Source organism: Modestobacter sp. SYSU DS0657 (assembly GCF_054050925.1).
The window spans coordinates 70,760-89,795 of the sequence record NZ_JBJHAG010000015.1; the positions used below are offsets into that span (position 1 = coordinate 70,760).

Sequence of the window (19,036 nt, forward strand, 5' to 3'; positions counted from 1 at the left end):
CGGGCGCCGGATCCGCGGCCCCCTGGGACCTCCCTCCTGGGGGGCCGTGGCTCGTCCGGGGCCGAGGCGCGTCGATCGCGTCCACCGCCCCGGAGCGGCCGGCGGTGGTCCCCGCTCACCGCCGGCCGGCGGGGCCCGAGAGTCGGCCGACTGCGGGCCATCCGGACGCTCCGCACACCTCGTCGTCCCGCACCGGACGGCTTTCGCTCCCGGCGTAAGGTCACCGCATGTTCTTCTTCACGATCCGGCGTCTGCTCGCGTCGGTCCTCGTGTTGCTGGTCAGCTCGTTCCTGGTCTTCGCGCTGTGCGCGGCCAGCTTCGATCCACTGGCGAGGTACTACAGCCAGAACCCCCGGCCGCCGGAGTCGTTCTTCATCAACCTCCGCGAGACCCTGGGCCTGAACGACAACTTCTTCGTCCGGTACTGGCGATGGCTCTCCGGGGTGCTCACCGGCGACTTCGGCGAGACCATCAACGGCACCCCGGTCGCCGACCAGCTCTGGCCGCGGCTGATGGTGACCGGCCGGATGATCGTGGGTGCGGTCGTGATCGCCATCCTGCTGGCGATCATCGTGGGCGTCATCGGTGCCGTTCGGCAGTACAAGGCGTCCGACTACACCCTCACGTTCATCGCCTACATCCTCATCGCGCTGCCGACCTTCTGGTTCGCCGCGCTGCTGAAGGAGTACGTCGCCGGTGGGGTGAACGACCTGTTCGGGCAGCAACTGCTCTACACGATCGGTGAGGAGACACCGGGGCTCGCGCTCTACGCCTCCGGCTGGGAGCTCTGGTCCGACCGGCTCGGGCACCTCGTGCTGCCCACGATCAGCCTGGCCGCGCTGTCCTTCGCCGCCTGGAGCCGGTTCCAGCGCGCAGCGATGCTCGACGTGCTCGGATCCGACTACATCCGGCTGGCCCGGGCCAAGGGGCTCACCTACCGCCGCACCGTGCTCCGGCACGGCCTGCGCAACGCGCTGATCCCGCTGACCACGGTGGTCGCGCTCGGCGTGGGCACGCTGCTCGGCGGCGCGGTCATCACCGAGACGGTCTTCGTCTGGCACGGCATGGGCGAGTACCTGCTGCGCAACGGCATCGGGCAGGACGACATCAACGTCGTGCTGGGGTGGCTGCTGGTCAGCGCCGTGTTCGTCGTCATCTTCAACCTGGTCGCCGACATCCTCTACGCGGTCCTCGACCCGCGTATCCGGCTGTCCTGACCCGGCATCGCGAGAAGGAACGAGCTCATGGCCTCCACCCAGACCACGACCGGCCCCACCGGGCCGGTGGTGCCCGCGACTCCGGGCGCTCCCGAGGGCACCGGGATCGACCGGGAGTTCGGCGTCAAGGCGCGCAGCCAGCGTCAGCAGATCCTCGGCCGCTTCCTGCGCAGCAGGATCGGGATGACCGGAGCGGTCATCTTCGTCCTGCTGCTGGCCTTCGGCTTCCTCGGCCCGCTGGTGACCGGCGTCGACTACGCCCAGCAGAACAGCAGCTTCCAGTCCGTCCCGCCGGGCACCGCCGGCTACGTCATGGGCAGCGACGCGATCGGCCGTGACCTCATGGCCGGGATCATGACCGGAGTCCAGCGCTCGCTGTTCATCGTGCTGCTCTTCGTCGCCATCGCGTTCCCGCTCGGGCTGCTGGTCGGCGCGCTGGCCGGCTACTTCGGCCGGTGGGTCGACAGCGTCCTCATGCGGCTGGTCGACCTGATCCTGACCGTGCCGCTGCTGGTCGTGCTGATCGTCGTCGCCAGCAACTTCCCCGGCTCCCGGACGCCGCTGGGCGTCGGCATCATCCTCGGCCTGTTCGGCTGGCTGGACCTGGCCCGGATCGTGCGCAGCCAGTTCCTCTCGCTGCGGGAGAAGGAGTACGTCGAGGCCGCGCACGCGATGGGCGCCTCCAACCGGCGGATCATCTTCCGCCACCTGATCCCCAACGCGCTGGGCTCGCTGATCGTCTGGACGACGCTGGCCGCGGCCACCGCGATCACCCTCGAGGCTGCGCTGACCTACCTGGGCTTCGGCGTCAACGGCGCCAACCAGACCTCGCTCGGCCGGCTGGTCTCCGACGGCGTCCAGGCGGCGAGCACCCGCCCCTGGCTCTTCTACTTCCCCGGCCTCGCGCTGCTGATCATCGTGCTGTCGATCAACCTGATCGGCGACGGCATCCGCGACGCCTTCGACCCGAGCAACCGCCGCGTGCGGGCCTGACAGTCCTGATGACGGAGAGCTCCTTGTCCACTTCTCCCGGGTCCACTCCTGCCGGGTCGACCCTCGCCGGCGCGACCCCGCTGGGCAGCCTCAGCGACTCCCGCACCACCGGCGGCCGCGACGGCGCCGACCCGAACGCCCCGCTGCTGGAGGTCACCGACCTCAACGTCCGGTTCCCCACCGAGGACGGCCTGGTGCACGCCGTCCGCGGCGTCGACTACACGCTGCGCTCCGGCGAGGTGCTCGGCATCGTCGGCGAGTCCGGTTCGGGCAAGTCGGTCACCTCGCTGGCGGTGATGGGCCTGCTGCCGGGATCCGCCCGGGTGACCGGCTCGGTAAAGTACCGCGGCCAGGAGCTGCTGGGGCAGAGCGACCGCAGCATGTCGCGCGTGCGCGGCAAGGGCGTGTCGATGATCTTCCAGGACCCGATGACGTCGCTGGACCCGGTCTACAAGGTCGGGGCGCAGATCGAGGAGACGCTGCGCATCCACGACAAGTCGTTGTCGTCGAAGGCCTCCGAGGCCCGCGCCGTCGAGCTGCTGGAGCTGGTCGGCATCCCCAACGCCGGGGAGCGGGTGCGCTCCTACCCGCACGAGTTCTCCGGCGGCATGCGGCAGCGCGTGGTCATCGCCATCGCGATGGCCAACCAGCCCGAGGTGATCATCGCCGACGAGCCCACGACGGCGCTGGACGTCACCGTGCAGGCGCAGATCCTCGAGGTGCTGCAGACGGCGCTGCAGGAGACCGGCGCCGCGATGGTGATGATCACCCACGACCTGGGCGTCGTCGCCGGGATCGCCGACCGCGTGCTGGTCATGTACGCCGGTCGGCCGGTGGAGGTCGGCAGCGTCGAGGAGATCTACTACGAGCCGCGGATGCCCTACACCCTGGGGCTGCTCGGCTCCCTGCCCCGGCTGGACTCCAGCACCCGCGAGCGGCTGACCCCGATCGTCGGTGCCCCGCCGTCCCTGGTGAGCATGCCGCCGGGGTGCCCGTTCGCGCCGCGCTGCCCGCTGCACGTCGCCGAGTGCGACGAGGCCGAGCCGCCCCTGCTGCAGGTGTCCCCGGGGCACGAGGCCGCGTGCATCCGCACCGAGCAGGTCGCCGCGGCCCACGGTCACGCCGCCGAGGTGTTCAGCGCAACTGCCGAGGACCGCGCGCTGGCCGCCGGGGCACTGCCGTCCGACGTGGCCGGCACCGAGGTCGACCGGGACGCAGCCACCCCCGCGACCCCGCCGGACGACCAGACCGAGCCCGGTGCCGCGCGCACCGGGAGTGACACCGGCAGCGTGGTCAGCGACCGCGGTGCCAGCAACGGAGGACGGGCATGAGCGCCCCCACGACCGAGCGCCCCGAGGGGGGCGCCGCGACCCGCGAGCCGATCCTGTCGGTGCGCGGGCTGGAGAAGCACTTCCCGATCAAGGGTGGCGGGCTGATCAAGCGCACCGTCGGGGCGGTGCGCGCCGTCGACGGCGTCGACCTCGACCTCTACCCGGGCGAGGTGCTCGGGCTGGTCGGCGAGTCCGGCTGCGGCAAGTCGACCACCGGGCGGGCCATCCTCAACCTCCAGCCGGCCACCGCCGGCTCGGTGGTGTTCCAGGGCCGGGAGCTCGTCGGCCTGGGCCGCAAGGCGATGCGGCCGCTGCGCCGGGACATCCAGCTGGTGTTCCAGGACCCCTACGCGTCGCTGAACCCCCGCATGCCGGTGTTCGACATCATCGCCGAGCCGCTGATCATCCACGGGCTCACCCAGGACGAGACCGAGCTGCGCGCCCGCGTGCGCGAGCTGGTGGAGACCGTCGGGCTCAACCCCGAGCACACCAACCGGTACCCCGCGGAGTTCTCCGGCGGGCAGCGGCAGCGCATCGGCATCGCCCGGGCCCTGGCGCTGCAGCCCAAGGTGCTCGTGCTCGACGAGCCGGTGTCCGCGCTGGACGTCTCCATCCAGGCCGGCGTCATCAACCTGCTCGAGGACCTCAAGAACGAGCTGGGCCTGAGCTACCTGTTCATCGCCCACGACCTGTCCGTGGTGCGGCACATCTCCGACCGGGTCGCCGTCATGTACCTCGGGCGGATCATCGAGGTCGCCGACCAGGAGGAGCTGTTCACCCGGCCGGCGCACCCCTACACCCAGGCGCTGCTGTCGGCGATCCCGCTGCCCGACCCGCGCCGCGAGCGGCAGCGCCAGCGGATCATCATCAGCGGCGACGTGCCCAGCCCCGCGAACCCGCCGTCGGGCTGCCGGTTCCGCACCCGCTGCTGGAAGTTCGCCAGCGTCCTGACCGACACCCAGCGGCAGCAGTGCATCGACGTCGACCCGCCCCTGGAGGAGCGCGGCACCGGGCACCTCAACGCCTGCCACTACGCCGAGGTCAAGTCGGTGCTGTGACACGGCGGTCCTTCCGGACCGCACCGCGGCCAATGGCCGTGCCCGGCGTGCGCTGAGCCGTTGCGTCGGGGTCAGGCGGGAGTCCTCCGGACCCCGCGCCTGACCCCGGCAGCTCGCTCCGCTCGCGTCATCCCTCCGCGTCGCGCCTCTCACGCGGGGTGCGTTCTCGGTCGTCACGCGCGCCCGGGAAGATGTCCCGGTGACCGCCGATCGTCGCCTGCTGCTCGTGCACGCCCACCCCGACGACGAGACGATCAACAACGGGGCCACCATGGCCCGCTACGCCGCTGCGGGCGTCCAGGTCACGCTGCTCACCTGCACGCTCGGCGAGGAGGGTGAGGTGCTGGTGCCCGAGCTGGCCCAGCTCGCCCCCGACCAGGCCGACCAGTTGGGCGGCTACCGGATCGGTGAGCTGGCCGCCGCGCTGGCCGCCCTGGGGGTCACCGACCAGCGCTTCCTCGGCGGCGCCGGCCGGTACCGCGACTCCGGGATGATGGGCACCCCGGCCAACGAGGCGCCGCGGGCCTTCTGGCGGGCCGACCTCGCGGCGGCCGTGGACGCCGCCGTCGCCGTCGTCCGCGAGGTCCGCCCGCAGGTGCTGGTCACCTACGACGAGAACGGTGGCTACGGCCACCCCGACCACATCCAGGCGCACCGCGTCGCGATGGCGGCCGTCGACGCCGCCGCCGACCCCGCCCACCGGCCCGACCTCGGCCCGGCCTGGGCGGTGTCGAAGGTCTACTGGAACGCGATGCCCCGATCGGTGGTGCAGCAGGGCATCGAGGCGCTCGCCGCGCTGGGCGAGGCCGCACCGTTCCAGGTGCTCGGCGACCTGGACGAGGTGCCGTTCGCGGTGCCGGACGACGTCGTCACCACCGTCGTCGAGGCCCCCGAGCAGGTGGCGCGCAAGGAGGCCGCGATGCGTGCCCACCGCACCCAGATCACCGTCGACGGGCCGTTCTTCGCGCTGTCGAACGGCCTGGGGCAGCAGCTGCTGGCCACCGAGCACTACCGCCTGGTCCGCGGCGTCCGCGGTCCGGCCGGCCCCGGCCCGCAGGGCTGGGAGGACGACCTGTTCGCCGGGCTGCCCGGGTGACCGCGCTGCGGCTGCTGGGCTGGGCGGTGGCCGCCGTCGTCGTCTCCGGCTGGCTGGCGGTGGTCGAGGTCTTCTGGCTGCCCTGGCGCCCGGCCGGCATCCCGGTGCCCATCTCGATCGTCGCCGCCGTGGTCGGCAACGTGCTGCTGGCGTGGGCGGCCCGGGAGCTGTCCGGCTCCCGCCTGGTGGGCGTGCTGCCGCCGCTGGTCTGGCTGGTCGTCGCGGTGGCCGCGATGAACCCCCGCCCGGAGGGCGACCTGCTGCTGCCCGGTGGTGACGCGGTCACCACCACGGTCAACCTGGCCTTCCTGCTGCTCGGGGTGGTCTCCGCCGCCTTCGCCGTGGGGCAGACCCTCGGCGGCCCGCGCCGTCCGGCGCTCAGCCCGGGAGCCGCCGGTAGTGGTAGCGGTGGTGCTCGATGAAGCCCGCCCGGCGGTAGAGCGCCCGCGCGGGGGCGTTGCTGGTCGTCACCTGCAGGTAGACCGAGTGAGCGCCCCGCTCGGCGGCCCAGCGCTGCAGCGCGCCCATGACCGCGGTGGCCAGGCCACGTCGCCGGTGCTCCTCGGCCACGGTGACCGCGCTGACGCCGAGCCACCCGTCGGTGAGCACGCCGCGCCCCACCGCCGCCAGCGGAGCCGGTTCGGGGTCCAGCCGCACCGATGCGAAGGCGACCTGCTCGGCGTTGACCAGCACCTCCCGCGCGGTCGGCGGCAGGGCCCGCCCGCGGTGCCGGTAGCCGGCCAGCCAGGCGTCGTCCGGGGTGGGGGAGAGGTGGACCGGCACGTCCGGCGCCGCTGGTGCGGTCAGCGGGGCGGTCAGCACGTGCACGTCCTCCTCGCGGGACCAGCCCGCGGCGGCGAACGCCGCGTCCGCGGCCCGCGACTGCACCCCGGGCAGCTGCGCGCACGGCGGAATGCCCCGCTCGGCGTACCAGCGGCCGACGGCGTCGACCGCCTCCGGCAGCGGCAGCCCCGGGTCGCCGGCGACGAGCACGGAGTTGGCGCGGCCGGTGAACCCGCCGCCGGCGCGCAGCAGCCAGCCGCCCAGCGGCTCCTCCTCCAGCGCCCGCCAACCGCGGGCGGCGACCCGCTCCAGGTCGACGACGCCGAGGGGTGAGCGTCTCTGTCCCATGCCCCCGATCCTGCGTGGTGCTCCTCGCGCGCAGGTCGCCGGGTCACCCGCGAGAGGGCGGGTCGACCACCCGTCGCGCTGACCGCGGGGGTGCCGGGTGATACTTGACGGCGTACCGCTGCGGCCCTGGTCAGTCCCGGGGTCGTCGCCCCTGCACGTCCCGGAGGAGACCCGTGACCTACGTCATCACCCAGGCCTGCGTCGACGTCCTCGACAAGGCGTGCATCGACGAGTGTCCGGTGGACTGCATCTACGAGGGCGAGCGGATGCTCTACATCCACCCCGACGAGTGCGTCGACTGTGGCGCCTGCGAGCCGGTGTGCCCGGTGGAGGCCATCTACTACGAGGACGACGTCCCGGACAAGTGGAAGGACTTCTACAACGCCAACGTGGAGTTCTTCTCCGACCTGGGCAGCCCCGGTGGCGCCGCCAAGACCGGCAAGATCGCCAAGGACCACCCGCTGGTCGCCGCCCTGCCGCCGCAGGGTGAGGGTTCCTGAGCACCACGGGGCCCGCCGGCCGGCCGCAGCTGCCGGACTTCCCGTGGGACTCGCTCGCCGCGGCCCGCGCCCGCGCCGCTGAGCACGCCGGGGGCGTCGTCGACCTGTCCATCGGGACGCCGGTCGACGAAACCCCCGCCGTCCTCACCCGGGCACTGGCCGCGGCCGGCAACGCGCCCGGCTACCCGACGGCGCTGGGCACGGCCGACCTGCGCCGCGCTGCGGCCGGCTGGCTCGCCCGCCGGCTCGGCGTGGAGCTGGCCGACCCGCTGGGCGCCGACCCGTCGGTGATCCCGACCATCGGCTCCAAGGAGCTGGTGGCGCTGCTGCCCACCATGCTCGGCCTGCACACCGGCACGGTGCTGGTCCCCGAGGTCGCCTACCCGACCTACGAGGTGGGCGGCGTGGTCGCCGGGCTGTCCGTCGTCCGCACCGACACCCCGCCGGCCGAGGCCGGGAACGCGGTGCTGGTCTGGCTGAACTCGCCGGGCAACCCGCACGGCCGGGTGCTCGGCGACGGCGAGCTGCGCGCCTGGGTGGCGTGGGGCCGCGAGCACCGCGTGCCCGTGGTGGCCGACGAGTGCTACATCGAGCTGGGCTGGGACGTCACCCCGCGGTCGGTGCTGCACCCGGCGGTGTCCGGCGGTGACCACTCCGGCCTGCTGGCGGTGCACTCGCTGTCCAAGCAGTCGACCGCGGCCGGCTACCGGGGCGGGCTGCTCTCCGGTGACCCGGCCCTGGTCCGCCGGGTGTGGGAGGTCCGCCGCCACCTGGGCCTGCTGGTACCGGCCCCGGTGCAGGCGGCGATGGCCGCCGCGCTGGCCGACGACGCCCACGTCGAGGCCCAGCGGGAACGCTACCGGTCGCGGCGGGAGCGGCTCGTGGCCGCGGTCCGGGCGACCGGTGCGCGGATCGACCACTCCGAGGCCGGGCTGTACCTGTGGGTCACCCGCGACGAGGACTGCTGGACGACGATCGACTGGCTGGCCGGCCTGGGCATCGTGGCCGCGCCCGGGTCCTTCTACGGCCCCGCCGGTGCCCGCCACGTCCGGATGGCGCTCACCGCCACCGACGAGCGCATCGACGCCGCCGTGCAGCGACTCGCCGGCTGCTGACGGACCCCGTCCTCCTCACCCCTCGTCCTCCGCGCCCTCGCCCGCTCGGGACGAGCCGCTGGACGGGGCCGGGGTCGCCACCGCCGGCCGGTGCTGGGCGGGGCTCCGCCCGGTGGACCGCTTCACCGCCGCGCTCAGGGCGAACGGGGTCGCGTAGCCGACCCGGCGGGCGATCGCGGCCAGTGTGAGGTCCGGGTCGCGCAGCAGGTCGGTGGCCAGCGCGATCCGCCAGCCGGTCAGGTAGGTCATCGGGGGCTCGCCGACCAGCGCGGTGAACCGGCGGGCGAGTGTCGCGCGGGCCACGCCGACGGCGGCGGCCAGCGACACGACGGTCCACGGCCGGGCCGGCCCGTCGTGCAGCAGGGCGAGGGCCGGGCCGACCACCGGGTCGGCGTGCGCGGAGTACCAGCCCGGCGCCCGGGCTCCGGACCGGTCGAACCAGGAGCGCAGCGCGGAGACCAGCGTGACGTCGAGCAGCCGGTCCAGCACCGCGGTCTGCCCTGGGGCCTCCCGGGCGAGCTCGTCGGCCAGCAGACCGACCAGCGCGCCGGTGCCCGCGTCCGCGGGGACGACGGCGAGCTCCGGCAGCGCCCGCACCAGCCGCCGGCCGACCTCACCGGGATCGGGGTAGGTGCCGGTGAGCAGCACCGTCTCCCCGGCGGCGTCGTTGCCCCAGGTGCGCGGCCCGAGGGTCGTCATCCCTGCGGCGGTGCTCGACCCGGCGGCGGGCGTGCAGATCTGGCCGGGCCCGATGGTGACCTGGGGCGGCGTCTGGGGCGCGTCGGCGACGGTGTACGGCCGTGGGCCGCGCAGGAGCGCGACGTCGCCGGCGCCCACGAGGCTGGCCCGGCCGTCGTCGTCGAGCACCCACGCCGACCCGGCCAGCACGGCCAGCGCGGTGAGCGGCGCCTCGTCGGCGATCCGCAGTGACCACGGGGCCCGCAGCACCGAGCGCAGCAGGAAGGCGTCCTGCGCGCGCGGCGCGGTCAGCAGCGCGGAGACGGCGTCCATGCCCGGCACCGTAGACGCTCGCGTATGCGCAGGGGAGTCCTGGCGATGGACCGTCTCACCGGCCGCCGCTGTACTCGTGGCATGACGACGATCCTCGTGACGGGCGGTACCGGGACCACCGGGAGCCGCGTGACCGCGCGCCTGCGGGCGGCCGGCCACCGGGCAGTGCCGGCGAGCCGGGGCGGTGAGCGCCGGCTGGACTGGGCCGAGCCCGGCGGCTGGGACGCCGCGGTGGCCGGGGTGGAGGCGGTGTACCTGGCCTACGCCCCCGACCTGGCGGTGCCCGGGTCGGGTGAGGTCCTGGCCGCGTTCACCGGCCGCGCTGCCGCGGCCGGGGCCCGGCGGGTGGTGCTCCTCTCCGGCCGGGGCGAGCCGGGGGCGCAGGCCGCCGAGCAGGCGGTCGCCGCGGCCGCGGATGCCGCCGGGGTCGACTGGACCGTGCTGCGGTGCAGCTGGTTCGCGCAGAACTTCACCGAGGGGGCGTTCGCTCCGGCGATGGTCGCCGGTGAGCTCGCCCTGCCGGTGGACGGGGTGCGGGAGCCGTTCCTCGACGCCGACGACATCGCCGACGTCGCGGTCGCCGCACTGCTGGGCGAGGGGCACGCCGGCCGGGTGCACGAGCTGACCGGCCCACGGGCGCTCACCTTCGCCGAGGCGGTGGCCGAGGTGGCGGTCGCCAGTGGCCGGCCGGCCCGCTTTCGGTCCGAGCCGGTCGAGGAGCACCTCGCCGGGCTCGCCACCGCGGGGGTGCCCGAGGAGGTCCGGGAGCTCATGCGGCACCTGTTCACCGAGGTGCTCGACGGCCGCAACACCCCGACCACCGACGGCGTGCGCCGCGTGCTCGGGCGGGAGCCGGCCGACGTCGCCGCGCACGTCCGCCGCGTGGCGGACGGGCCGGTCTGACCGTGGAGCTGCTGCCGGGGCTGGCCGCGCTCGGCGCCGGGCTCGTCGCGGGTGCGTTCGCGGTGTTCAGCCTGATGGTGATGCCGGCGCTCGCGGCCCTGTCCGCGAACGCCGGCGTCGCGGCGATGCAGTCGGTGAACCGGACGGCGCTGCGCCCGGCCTTCCTCACGCTGCTGCTCGGCACCGCCGCGCTGTGCCTGGCCACCGGGGTGCGTGAGCTGGTCGGTGACGGTCGGCCGGCGCTGCTCGCCGGCGCGGCGGCCTACCTGGTCGGCGTCGTCGGGGTGACCGTCGCCGGCAACGTCCCGCTCAACGAGGTGCTGGCCCGGCTGGACGCCGGGTCATCCGCGGCGGGGGAGCGGTGGCCGGGCTGGGTGCGCCGGTGGACCGGCTGGAACACCGTCCGGGCGCTGGCCGGGACGGCCGCCGCGGCGCTGCTGGCCGTCGCGGCGGCCGGCTGACGTCAGGTCGCCAGCTCCAGGCGCAGCGGCCGCCCGCCGGTTCCCGGCGCCTCGGCCCAGCCGCCGTCCAGCGTCCACCGCCAGCCGTCCAGCGACACCCGGGCCAGCTGCAGCCGGTCGGCCGAGGCCACCGCCCAGTGCGCCGCGGGCCAGCCCTCGCCGGGCACGGTCAGGGCGCCGCCGACGCCGATCTCGGCCGGACCCGCCTCCCGGCGGACCGCGTCGGCCACGGCAGCGACGCGCTGGTCGACCGGGGTGTCGGTGGCGGTCGGGGCGTAGCTGCACGACAGCGTCCCCGGCCCGTCGGCGAGCAGCGCACCACCCAGCGCCTGCCCCAGCGGCTCCCACTGCTGGTAGGCCTCCGGGAAGCCGCTGCGCTGCACGGCCTGGGCCACCTCGGTGAGCCGGCCGGTCTCCCAGCCGGGCACCTCGACCAGGCCGTCGAAGAACATCCCGGCGGCGTACACCGGGTCCCGCACCTGCTCGGGGGTGCCCCAGCCCTGGGACGGGCGCTGCTGGAACAGGCCGAGGGAGTCGCGGTCGCCGTGGTCGAGGTTGCGCAGCCGCGACTCCTGCTGGGCGGTGGCCAGGGCGATCACCGTGGCCCGCGCCGGCAGCCCCCGGGAGCGGGCGACGGCGGCGATCGTGGCGGCGTGGGCCGCCTGCTCGGTGGTCACGGTGACGTCGGAGCCGGCCACCGTGCACGTCCCGCTCGCCACGGGGGCACTCTCGTCCCCGGCCTGCCAGACCGCCAGTCCGCCGAGCAGCAGCACCAGCGCCAGCAGCACCGGACCCAGGGGGCGCCGGCGGGCCCGTCTCCGCGCCCCCGGCCGGCGGGAACCGCGCGCCGCCGGCCGGGCCGGGGGACGCCCCGACCGGGCCGGGGGACGCCGCGTCGACGCCGGGGAGCTCGCCATCGCCGCCGATGCTAGGCAGCCAGGCTGTGCCTTCCCTGGCAGGACGACGCGGCGAGCCCCCGGTCAGCCGGTGGCGTGCGGCTCACTCGGCGGCCCACTCGGCGGCGTGCTCAGTGGCCGGCGTGCTCAGTCGTTGGCGTGCAGGGCGGCGTTGAGCGAGCCCCAGTCGCCGTCACGCGGGGTGGCCTCCAGCGCCCCGGTGACCGAGTTGCGGCGGAACAGCAGCCCGTCGCGCCCGGAGAGCTCCGCGGCCTTCACCGTCGATCCGTCCGGGAGGGTGACCTTGGCGCCGGCGGTGACGTAGCAGCCCGCCTCCACCACGCAGCGGTCGCCGAGGGAGATGCCGATGCCGGCGTTGGCGCCCAGCAGGCACCCCTCGCCGATGGAGATGACCTGCTTCCCGCCGCCGGACAGCGTGCCCATGATCGAGGCGCCGCCACCGACGTCGGAGTCGCGGCCCACCACGACGCCCGCGCTGATCCGACCCTCCACCATCGACGGGCCGAGGGTGCCGGCGTTGAAGTTGACGAAGCCCTCGTGCATCACCGTGGTGCCCTCGGCCAGGTGGGCGCCCAGCCGCACCCGGTCTGCGTCGGCGATCCGCACCCCGGAGGGGACGACGTAGTCGACCATCCGGGGGAACTTGTCGATCCCGAAGACGGTCAGGTGGCCGTGCGCGGAGCGCATCCGGGCCCGGACGGCGTCCAGCTCGGTGGCGAGCACCGGTCCGGCGCTGGTCCACGCCACGTTGGCCAGCAGGCCGAAGATGCCGTCCAGGTTCGCGCCGTGCGGCCGGACGAGCCGGTGGGAGAGCAGGTGCAGCCGGAGCCACGCGTCGTAGGCGTCGGCCGGGGGCTCGGCGAGGTCGGCGATGGTGGTCGCGACGGCGATCGAGGAGACCCCGCGCACCTCGTCGGAGCGGACCAGGTCGGAGTGGTCGGGGCCGAGCAGGCCCTCCAGCTCCAGCACGCCGAGCTGCTGGGTGCCGCTCCCGCCCTGGTCGGCGGAGCTCAGCGAGGGGGTCGGGAACCAGACGTCGAGGACGGTGCCGTCGGCGCTGAGGGTGGCGATGCCGACGCCGTTCGCGCCGGTGGTCTCTGCAGGGGTCGTCACGGTCGACCACGCTACCGAGCCCCGTGATCGACGCCGCAGACGATCGGAGCCGGCGGCCCCGGGCTGTTGGTGATCACGATGCCCGCCGTTGGCCGGGTCGGCACCTGTCTCGGCCAGGGTCCTCCCGCGGCGGACGGTCCGCCCGGAGCTCCCAGGAGGCAAGCGGTGCAGGTACAGGACGACCGGGCGGCGGCCGGTCAGGGCGTCAACAGGCGGAACTTCCTCAAGGTCGGCGCGGCGGGCTCGGCCCTGCTGCTGGCGCCGGCGACGCTGTTCCGCCCGGCGCGGGCGCTGGCGGCCCCGGGTGAGGCGACCCAGGTGGCGAGCGACAGCCCGCTGCTGCCCTTCGTCGACCACTACAACACCAACACCACCGACAACCTCAGCGCCGAGACGAACGCCGCGGTCGTCATCCTCTCCGGGATGCAGGACCTGTGGGTGACCGGGGCCAGCTGGGACGACGGCGTCGCGGTCGACCCGCTGCTGCGGCAGAACATCACCCACGTCGTGCAGGTCACCCGGGCGCGCACCGCCGCGGAGGCCAAGCAGTCGTTCATCTACGACCGCCAGCACCAGAGCTACTCGGTGACCGGCGGCCTCGGCCCGCTGACCGAGCTCTACCGGACCGGGGCCAAGGCGGTCACCAGCATCACCTCCGCGCCCGACGGCACCCCGCCCACCAAGATCGACGACGCCGTACCGGCCGGTGCGCCCGCCGGCTCGTCGACCGGCGCCGGCTCGCCGTCCTCCGAGCTCGGCCGGGTGGTCGACCTGGTCAACACGCTGCGCGGTTCGAACACCTCGAGCAACCCCACCAAGTACACCTACCAGTACCCGCGCCCCTGGCGGCTGACCAGTGCCAGCACCGTCGTGCCCACCGGCGCCACCGACGACCTCGGCTACCCGGTGTACCGGTCCGACGTGGTGGTCGCCCCGCAGCTGCTGCGCCAGCGCAGCACCACCCCGGCCACGGACGGCGGCTACCCCAGCGGTCACACGAACGCGACCTGGCTGGCGTCGCTGGCCCTGGCCTACGCGGTGCCGGAGCGCTACCAGGAGATGGTGGCCTGGGCCGCCCGCCTGTCCGACTACCGGATCGTCACCGGCATGCACTCCCCGGTCGACGTGATCGGCGGGCGGATCCTCGGCACGGCGCTGGCCGCCGCGAAGCTCCACGAGGCCGGCAACGCCCAGGTCAAGGCGGAGGCCCGCGCGCAGGCGCTGGCGTACTTCACCTCGCGGACCGGGACGACCGCCGACACCCTGGCCGCGTTCGCCCAGGCCGGCGCCGACCGGGAGGCGACCCGCCGGCTGCACCTGCAGCGGCTGACCTACGGCCTGCCCACCCGCGGGTCGACGTCGGTCCCGATGGTGGTGCCCAAGGGCGCCGAGGCGCTGCTGGAGACCCGGCTGCCCTACCTGACCGCCGAGCAGCGGCGCGAGGTCCTGCGCACCACCGCGCTCCCGTCGGGCCACCCGCTGCTGGACGGCCCCGAGTACTGGGGCCGGCTGGACCTGTTCACCGCCGCGGACGGCTACGGCCGCTTCGACGGCGAGGTCCGGGTCGCGCTGGACGGCGCCGCCGCCGGGTTCGCCGCCCGGGACACCTGGCGCAACGACATCACCGGCGCCGGCCGCCTCGTGAAGGCGGGTTCGGGCACCCTCGAGCTGGCCGGGGCGAACACCTTCACCGGAGCACCCGGGTGCTCGACGGCACCCTGGTGGCCCGGTCCAACGGCGCGCTGGGCAACGGCCCCGTCCAGGTCGACGGCGGGGCCCTGCGCCTGGGCGCCGGGGCGACCGTGGTCGCGGCGCGCGGGGACGTCAGCCTGACCGGTGGTGCGCTGCAGCTGACCTTCGGCGCCGGCGCCCAGCCCCCGCTGTCGGTGATCGGCACGGCGACCCTGGGGGCCGGCAGCCGGCTGGAGGTCACCGTCACCGACCCGCGCCGCTGGGCGCACGGCGGCGAGGTGCCGGTGCTGCTGGCCCGGTCGGTTCGCGGCGCCTTCGGCTCCGTGGTCGAGACGACCGGCAGCTGCCGGGTCGAGGTCGTGCACCGCGCCGGCGGCGTCTTCGTGCGGCTGACCCCGGCGCGCTGACCGCGGCCGGCCGACCCGCGCGTGCGGGCCGGTGACGGGCCGGGCCTGATTAGGCTCGGCCCGTGACCGCTCCCGCCCCGTTGGACCTGACCGCCGACGTGCTGACCCTGACCCGCGCGCTGGTCGACACCCCGTCGGTCTCGGGCGAGGAGGAGCCGCTGGCCGACGCGGTCGAGGCCGCGCTGCGCGCCCTGGGCGGGCTGGAGGTCGAGCGGCTCGGCAACACGGTGCTGGCCCGCACCAACCTCGACCTGCCCACCCGGATCGTGCTCGCCGGCCACCTGGACACCGTGCCGATCGCGGACAACCTGCCCAGCCGGGTCGAGACCGTCGACGGCGAGGAGCGGCTCTACGGCTGCGGCACCAGCGACATGAAGTCCGGTGACGCGGTGATGCTGCGGCTGGCCGCCCGCTTCGGCGTGCCCGGCGCGCAGCCGGCCCGCGACGTCACCTTCGTCTTCTACGACAACGAGGAGGTCGAGGCCACGCGCAACGGGCTGGGCCGGGTGGCCCGCGAGCGGCGCGGCTGGCTCTACGGCGACCTGGCGATCCTGCTGGAGCCCACCGACGGCGTCGTCGAGGGCGGCTGCCAGGGCACGCTGCGCGTCGTGCTCACCGTCCCCGGCAAGCGCGCGCACAGCGCCCGGTCCTGGCTGGGGGTGAACGCCGTCCACGGCGCCGGGGGCATCCTCACCACCCTCGCCGGGTACGACGCGCGTCAGGTGGAGATCGACGGCCTGCAGTACCGGGAGGGGCTCAACGCGGTGCGGATCGAGGGCGGCGTCGCCGGGAACGTCGTCCCCGACGAGTGCCGGGTGACGGTGAACTTCCGCTACGCCCCGGACCGCGACGAGGACGCCGCCGAGGCGCACGTGCGCGAGGTGTTCGCCGACGCGCTGGCCGCCGGCGTGACGCTCGAGGTCACCGACTCCTCCGGCGGCGCGCTGCCCGGCCTCGGCGAGCCGGCCGCGGCGGACTTCGTGGCGGCCGTCGGGCAGCCGCCGCGGGCCAAGCTGGGCTGGACCGACGTGGCCCGGTTCGCCGCCTTCGGCATCCCCGCGGTCAACTACGGCCCGGGAGAACCCAACCTCGCCCACCAGGTCGGGGAGTACACGCGCATCGACCGGCTCCAGCCGGCCGAGGACGCCCTGATCGCCTACCTCAGCGGGAGCGACGCATGAGCTCGACCGAGAACGGCCGCCGGCCGCGCCCCACCCGGCACCGGGGCCCGATCACCCTGCGCGGCGGTGAGCCCGACCCGCAGACCGAGGGGTCGACCACCGACCAGCGGCTGCTGGACCTGCGCGGCACCAGCGACTGGGTGCACACCGACCCGTGGCGCGTCCTCCGCATCCAGAGCGAGTTCGTCGAGGGCTTCGGCCTGCTCGCCGAGCTGCCGCGCGCGGTGAGCGTCTTCGGCAGCGCCCGCACCCCGCGCGACTCCCCGTTCTATGAGACCGGGGTGCAGCTGGGCGCCGCGCTGGCCGAGGCCGGCTACGCGGTGATCACCGGCGGCGGGCCGGGCGCGATGGAGGCGGCCAACAAGGGCGCCTGCGACGCCGGCGGCATGTCGATCGGCCTGGGCATCGAGCTGCCGTTCGAGCAGGAGCTCAACGAGTGGGTCGACGTCGGCATCAGCTTCCGCTACTTCTTCGTGCGCAAGACGATGTTCGTGAAGTACGCCCAGGCCTTCGTGATCCTTCCCGGCGGCTTCGGCACGCTCGACGAGCTGTTCGAGGCGCTCACCCTGGTGCAGACCCGCAAGGTCACCCGCTTCCCGGTGATCCTCTTCGGCTCGGAGTACTGGTCCGGGCTGCTCGACTGGATCCGCACCACGATGACCGAGGCCGGCACGGTGGGCCCGCGGGACCTCGACCTGCTGCACGTCACCGACGACGTCGCCGAGGCGGTGGCGATCATCTCCGCCGCCGAGACCGAGCGGGAGCGGGACCCGGCCGCGGACGCCCCGTCGCCGGCGCCGGTCGACGACTGACCGTGTCCGCCGTCGTCTTCGTCCTCGGCCTGCTGGTCGTCGGCGGGCTGCTCTTCCTCGGCGGTTCGTTGCTGCTGGGCCGGGGGGAGACCCAGCCGCCGGCCGACCCGGCGCGCTCCCCGGTCGAGCTGCCCGACGACCGGCCGGTGGTCGCCGACGACGTGCGCGCGCTGCGGTTGTCGGTCACGGTGCGGGGATACCGGATGAGCGAGGTCGACTGGCTGCTGGAGCAGCTCGCGCAGGCGCTGGACGAACGCGACGCGGAGATCGTGGCGCTGCGGGCCGCCGCCGCGCCGGCCGAGCACCCCACGACCGAGCGGTCCACCACCGAGGACGAGGAGCGCACCGATGCCTGAGCTGGTCGAGCAGGTCGACGTCGACGCACCCCCGGAGGAGGTCTTCGCCGCGCTGGTCGACTGGGAGCGGCAGGGGGAGTGGATGGTGCTCACCGACGTCGAGCCCGACGCGGACTCCGGCGCGCAGGGCGTGGGCGGGCGGATCGCCGCGGTCACCGGCGTCCGGCTGCCGTTCGGGCTGCTCGGCGGCCGCCGCATCGGCGTGCTCGACACCATGCTGGTCACCCGCTGGGAGGCGCCGCGGCGGGTCGACGTCCGGCACACCGGGAAGGTCGTGCGCGGCACCGGCACCTTCGAGGTGCTCCCGCGCGGCGGGAACGGGTCGACCTTCGTCTGGACCGAGGAGGTCGACCTGCCGCTGGGCGCGCTGGGCCGGGCCGGCTGGCCGCTGGCCCGGCCGGTGATCGCCGCCGCCTACCGGGTCTCGCTGCGCCGGTTCGCCGCCTACGCCCGCGCCCACGGGCGCTGACCGGCGGACGACCCGGCCTCCCGGACCGCCGCCCGGCTGCGGTACCACTGCCGCCAGAGCAGCGCGGCGACGACGACGTGCACCACGGTGCCGCCGTCGTAGAGGAGCCGCGCACCCGCCTCGGCGTGCGTCACGCCGGTCGGCGGGTGGGCGTACAGCCACTTCGCCAGCACGTCGTGGCCGGCCATCCCCGCGCCCAGCGCCACCGCCCGGGCGACGACGCCCCGCCGGTGCGGCGCGGGGTCGACGGCGAGGACGGCGGCGGTGGCCAGCCAGCCGGTCAGCAGCACGTGCACCGAGACCACCAGGTGGCCGCCGGGGGAGTGCGCGACCGCGCCGAGCAGCCCGCCGCCGTGCAGCACCCACAGCCCGCCCACGTTCAGCGCGACCGCGACGAACGGGTCGCCGAGCACCCGGGCCGGGGCCGAGCGCAGCAGCCGGCTCAGCGCCCGCGCCCGGGCCACCGGCAGGGTGCGCAGCAGCAGCGTGACCGGAGCGGCCAGCACCAGCAGCACCGGCGCGACCATCCCGGTCAGCAGGTGGGCGGCGAGGTGCGCCCGCAGGTCCCCGTGCGCCTGCGCCAGCGGGCCGGTCAGCCCGGCCGCCGCCACGGCCAGCCCGGCCAGCCAGCTCGCCGTCCGCCGCGGGGACCAGCGCAGGTCGACCGCGGCGAGCAGGTAGCCGAACGCCAGCAGCGCCAGGACGGCGAGGACGAGGGCGCTCACCGACAGCCGCTCACCGGTCGACCGCGGGGGTCCGGTCACGCGCCAGCAGCACGAGACCGGCCGCGAGGAGCGCGAGGCCGGCGCCGATCCACACCACGTCGTAGGGGAGCAGGTCGACGCCGTAGCGGATCTGGTGCACCCGCAGCACCTTGTGGTCGACGACGCCGTCGAAGGTCTGGAACGCGCCGGCCCCGGTGAGCACCGCGCCCCACCAGGTACGCGGTGCGAAGGAGCGCCGCCGGCGGACGTCGGCCAGCAGCGCCAGCCCGGCGACGGTGGCCGACCAGGTGGCGGCGTGCAGCAGGCCGTCGGAGACCAGCGCCAGATCGCCGCCGGCGCGGTCGTAGAAGTGGTGCCAGTGCAGCAGCTGGTGGAAGACGATCTCGTCGACCGCACCCATCGCGCCGGCGCCGAACAGCAGGCCGGCCCACAGCAGCCGGCGGCGGTCGCGGGGCGCGGGCTCGGTCACGGTGCTCCCTCGGCGGGCGGCGGCGGTCGCCCCTCGCTGCCCGCCCGCCCCGACCGGGAAACGCCCGCCGGTCGTACGA

Annotated in this window: 22 protein-coding genes; 16 read left to right on the top strand and 6 right to left on the bottom strand. The window is 75.1% G+C overall.

Annotated elements, in window-relative coordinates; all coding sequences use genetic code 11:
- Nucleotides 1-227 precede the first annotated feature (227 nt).
- The 6 genes from ACI79A_RS11410 (at nucleotide 228) to ACI79A_RS11435 (ending at nucleotide 6,117) form a co-directional block, all read left to right on the top strand.
- Nucleotides 228-1,217: an ABC transporter permease gene (locus ACI79A_RS11410; RefSeq protein WP_457083129.1), complete on the top strand. Its 990-nt coding sequence runs from the start codon at nucleotides 228-230 to the stop codon at nucleotides 1,215-1,217.
- Nucleotides 1,218-1,244: 27 nt separating this feature from the next.
- Complete coding sequence (locus ACI79A_RS11415) at nucleotides 1,245-2,210, top strand: ABC transporter permease (RefSeq protein ID WP_457083131.1); 966 nt, start codon at nucleotides 1,245-1,247, stop codon at nucleotides 2,208-2,210.
- Nucleotides 2,211-2,233: 23 nt separating this feature from the next.
- Nucleotides 2,234-3,541 (top strand): ABC transporter ATP-binding protein, encoded by a 1,308-nt coding sequence (locus ACI79A_RS11420; protein ID WP_457083133.1) that lies wholly within the window; start codon nucleotides 2,234-2,236, stop codon nucleotides 3,539-3,541.
- Nucleotides 3,538-4,599 carry an ABC transporter ATP-binding protein gene (locus ACI79A_RS11425; RefSeq protein WP_457083135.1) on the top strand — a complete coding sequence of 354 codons (1,062 nt, stop codon included), beginning with the start codon at nucleotides 3,538-3,540 and terminating at the stop codon, nucleotides 4,597-4,599. Before ACI79A_RS11420 ends, ACI79A_RS11425 begins: the two co-directional genes overlap by 4 nt.
- A 199-nt stretch (nucleotides 4,600-4,798) precedes the next feature.
- Nucleotides 4,799-5,695: an N-acetyl-1-D-myo-inositol-2-amino-2-deoxy-alpha-D-glucopyranoside deacetylase gene (mshB, locus tag ACI79A_RS11430; RefSeq protein WP_457083137.1), complete on the top strand. Its 897-nt coding sequence runs from the start codon at nucleotides 4,799-4,801 to the stop codon at nucleotides 5,693-5,695.
- Nucleotides 5,692-6,117, top strand: a complete 426-nt coding sequence (locus ACI79A_RS11435) for a hypothetical protein (RefSeq protein WP_457083139.1) — start codon at nucleotides 5,692-5,694, stop codon at nucleotides 6,115-6,117. Before mshB ends, ACI79A_RS11435 begins: the two co-directional genes overlap by 4 nt.
- Here the strand turns inward: ACI79A_RS11435 and ACI79A_RS11440 are convergent.
- Entirely contained in the window at nucleotides 6,074-6,826 is a 753-nt protein-coding gene (locus tag ACI79A_RS11440) for a GNAT family N-acetyltransferase (protein WP_457083141.1), read from the bottom strand. The two genes, ACI79A_RS11435 and ACI79A_RS11440, sit on opposite strands and share 44 nt — an antisense overlap.
- Nucleotides 6,827-6,999: 173 nt before the next feature.
- Here ACI79A_RS11440 and fdxA point away from each other — a divergent pair, with 173 nt between their 5' ends.
- The gene (gene fdxA / locus ACI79A_RS11445) at nucleotides 7,000-7,326 is read left to right on the top strand and encodes a ferredoxin (RefSeq protein WP_457083143.1); all 327 of its coding nucleotides are present in this window, start codon (nucleotides 7,000-7,002) and stop codon (nucleotides 7,324-7,326) included.
- 29 nt (nucleotides 7,327-7,355) lie between these two features.
- Nucleotides 7,356-8,441 carry a succinyldiaminopimelate transaminase gene (dapC, locus tag ACI79A_RS11450; protein ID WP_457083196.1) on the top strand — a complete coding sequence of 362 codons (1,086 nt, stop codon included), beginning with the start codon at nucleotides 7,356-7,358 and terminating at the stop codon, nucleotides 8,439-8,441.
- A gap of 15 nt (nucleotides 8,442-8,456) precedes the next feature.
- Here dapC and ACI79A_RS11455 read toward each other — a convergent pair whose 3' ends face one another.
- Entirely contained in the window at nucleotides 8,457-9,452 is a 996-nt protein-coding gene (locus ACI79A_RS11455) for an AraC family transcriptional regulator (protein WP_457083145.1), read from the bottom strand.
- A 129-nt stretch (nucleotides 9,453-9,581) separates the two neighbouring features.
- On the opposite strand from ACI79A_RS11455, the gene ACI79A_RS11460 reads away from it, so the two are divergent.
- Both ACI79A_RS11460 and ACI79A_RS11465 read left to right on the top strand, forming a co-directional pair.
- The gene (locus ACI79A_RS11460; protein WP_457083147.1) at nucleotides 9,582-10,355 is read left to right on the top strand and encodes an NAD(P)H-binding protein; all 774 of its coding nucleotides are present in this window, start codon (nucleotides 9,582-9,584) and stop codon (nucleotides 10,353-10,355) included.
- A gap of 2 nt (nucleotides 10,356-10,357) precedes the next feature.
- Nucleotides 10,358-10,816 carry an anthrone oxygenase family protein gene (locus ACI79A_RS11465; RefSeq protein ID WP_457083149.1) on the top strand — a complete coding sequence of 153 codons (459 nt, stop codon included), beginning with the start codon at nucleotides 10,358-10,360 and terminating at the stop codon, nucleotides 10,814-10,816.
- Between the two features lie 2 nt (nucleotides 10,817-10,818).
- Here ACI79A_RS11465 and ACI79A_RS11470 read toward each other — a convergent pair whose 3' ends face one another.
- Both ACI79A_RS11470 and dapD read right to left on the bottom strand, forming a co-directional pair.
- Nucleotides 10,819-11,604, bottom strand: coding sequence for a hypothetical protein (locus ACI79A_RS11470; RefSeq protein ID WP_457083151.1), 786 nt, complete (start codon nucleotides 11,602-11,604; stop codon nucleotides 10,819-10,821).
- Between the two features lie 255 nt (nucleotides 11,605-11,859).
- Nucleotides 11,860-12,846 (bottom strand): 2,3,4,5-tetrahydropyridine-2,6-dicarboxylate N-succinyltransferase, encoded by a 987-nt coding sequence (gene dapD, locus ACI79A_RS11475; RefSeq protein ID WP_457083153.1) that lies wholly within the window; start codon nucleotides 12,844-12,846, stop codon nucleotides 11,860-11,862.
- Between the two features lie 165 nt (nucleotides 12,847-13,011).
- On the opposite strand from dapD, the gene ACI79A_RS11480 reads away from it, so the two are divergent.
- The 6 genes from ACI79A_RS11480 to ACI79A_RS11505 all read left to right on the top strand — a co-directional run bounded on the left by ACI79A_RS11480 (nucleotide 13,012) and on the right by ACI79A_RS11505 (nucleotide 17,763).
- On the top strand, nucleotides 13,012-14,679 hold the full coding sequence (locus ACI79A_RS11480) for a phosphatase PAP2 family protein (RefSeq protein WP_457083155.1): 1,668 nt from the start codon (nucleotides 13,012-13,014) through the stop codon (nucleotides 14,677-14,679).
- Nucleotides 14,649-14,945 carry a hypothetical protein gene (locus ACI79A_RS11485; protein ID WP_457083157.1) on the top strand — a complete coding sequence of 99 codons (297 nt, stop codon included), beginning with the start codon at nucleotides 14,649-14,651 and terminating at the stop codon, nucleotides 14,943-14,945. The genes ACI79A_RS11480 and ACI79A_RS11485 overlap by 31 nt, the downstream gene beginning before the upstream one ends.
- A gap of 62 nt (nucleotides 14,946-15,007) precedes the next feature.
- On the top strand, nucleotides 15,008-16,126 hold the full coding sequence (dapE, locus tag ACI79A_RS11490; RefSeq protein WP_457083159.1) for a succinyl-diaminopimelate desuccinylase: 1,119 nt from the start codon (nucleotides 15,008-15,010) through the stop codon (nucleotides 16,124-16,126).
- The gene (locus ACI79A_RS11495; protein ID WP_457083162.1) at nucleotides 16,123-16,938 is read left to right on the top strand and encodes an LOG family protein; all 816 of its coding nucleotides are present in this window, start codon (nucleotides 16,123-16,125) and stop codon (nucleotides 16,936-16,938) included. The genes dapE and ACI79A_RS11495 overlap by 4 nt, the downstream gene beginning before the upstream one ends.
- 2 nt (nucleotides 16,939-16,940) lie before the next feature.
- The gene (locus tag ACI79A_RS11500; RefSeq protein ID WP_457083164.1) at nucleotides 16,941-17,294 is read left to right on the top strand and encodes a DivIVA domain-containing protein; all 354 of its coding nucleotides are present in this window, start codon (nucleotides 16,941-16,943) and stop codon (nucleotides 17,292-17,294) included.
- Complete coding sequence (locus ACI79A_RS11505; protein WP_457083166.1) at nucleotides 17,287-17,763, top strand: SRPBCC family protein; 477 nt, start codon at nucleotides 17,287-17,289, stop codon at nucleotides 17,761-17,763. The genes ACI79A_RS11500 and ACI79A_RS11505 overlap by 8 nt, the downstream gene beginning before the upstream one ends.
- Here ACI79A_RS11505 and ACI79A_RS11510 read toward each other — a convergent pair.
- Nucleotides 17,739-18,527, bottom strand: a complete 789-nt coding sequence (locus ACI79A_RS11510; protein ID WP_457083168.1) for a cytochrome c oxidase assembly protein — start codon at nucleotides 18,525-18,527, stop codon at nucleotides 17,739-17,741. The genes ACI79A_RS11505 and ACI79A_RS11510 overlap by 25 nt on opposite strands.
- The gene (locus ACI79A_RS11515) at nucleotides 18,499-18,957 is read right to left on the bottom strand and encodes a DUF2243 domain-containing protein (RefSeq protein ID WP_457083170.1); all 459 of its coding nucleotides are present in this window, start codon (nucleotides 18,955-18,957) and stop codon (nucleotides 18,499-18,501) included. The genes ACI79A_RS11510 and ACI79A_RS11515 overlap by 29 nt, the downstream gene beginning before the upstream one ends.
- Between the last annotated feature and the right edge of the window lie 79 nt (nucleotides 18,958-19,036).

What these genes read in the sequence shown, in the direction of transcription:
- ACI79A_RS11410 (WP_457083129.1), top strand. Translation starts at nt 228, where the DNA reads ATGTTCTTCTTCACGATCCGGCGTCTGCTCGCGTCGGTCCTCGTGTTG.
- ACI79A_RS11415 (WP_457083131.1), top strand. Translation starts at nt 1,245, where the DNA reads ATGGCCTCCACCCAGACCACGACCGGCCCCACCGGGCCGGTGGTGCCC.
- ACI79A_RS11425 (WP_457083135.1), top strand. Translation starts at nt 3,538, where the DNA reads ATGAGCGCCCCCACGACCGAGCGCCCCGAGGGGGGCGCCGCGACCCGC.
- ACI79A_RS11440 (WP_457083141.1), bottom strand. Translation starts at nt 6,826, where the DNA reads ATGGGACAGAGACGCTCACCCCTCGGCGTCGTCGACCTGGAGCGGGTC.
- ACI79A_RS11455 (WP_457083145.1), bottom strand. Translation starts at nt 9,452, where the DNA reads ATGGACGCCGTCTCCGCGCTGCTGACCGCGCCGCGCGCGCAGGACGCC.
- ACI79A_RS11495 (WP_457083162.1), top strand. Translation starts at nt 16,123, where the DNA reads ATGAGCTCGACCGAGAACGGCCGCCGGCCGCGCCCCACCCGGCACCGG.
- ACI79A_RS11505 (WP_457083166.1), top strand. Translation starts at nt 17,287, where the DNA reads ATGCCTGAGCTGGTCGAGCAGGTCGACGTCGACGCACCCCCGGAGGAG.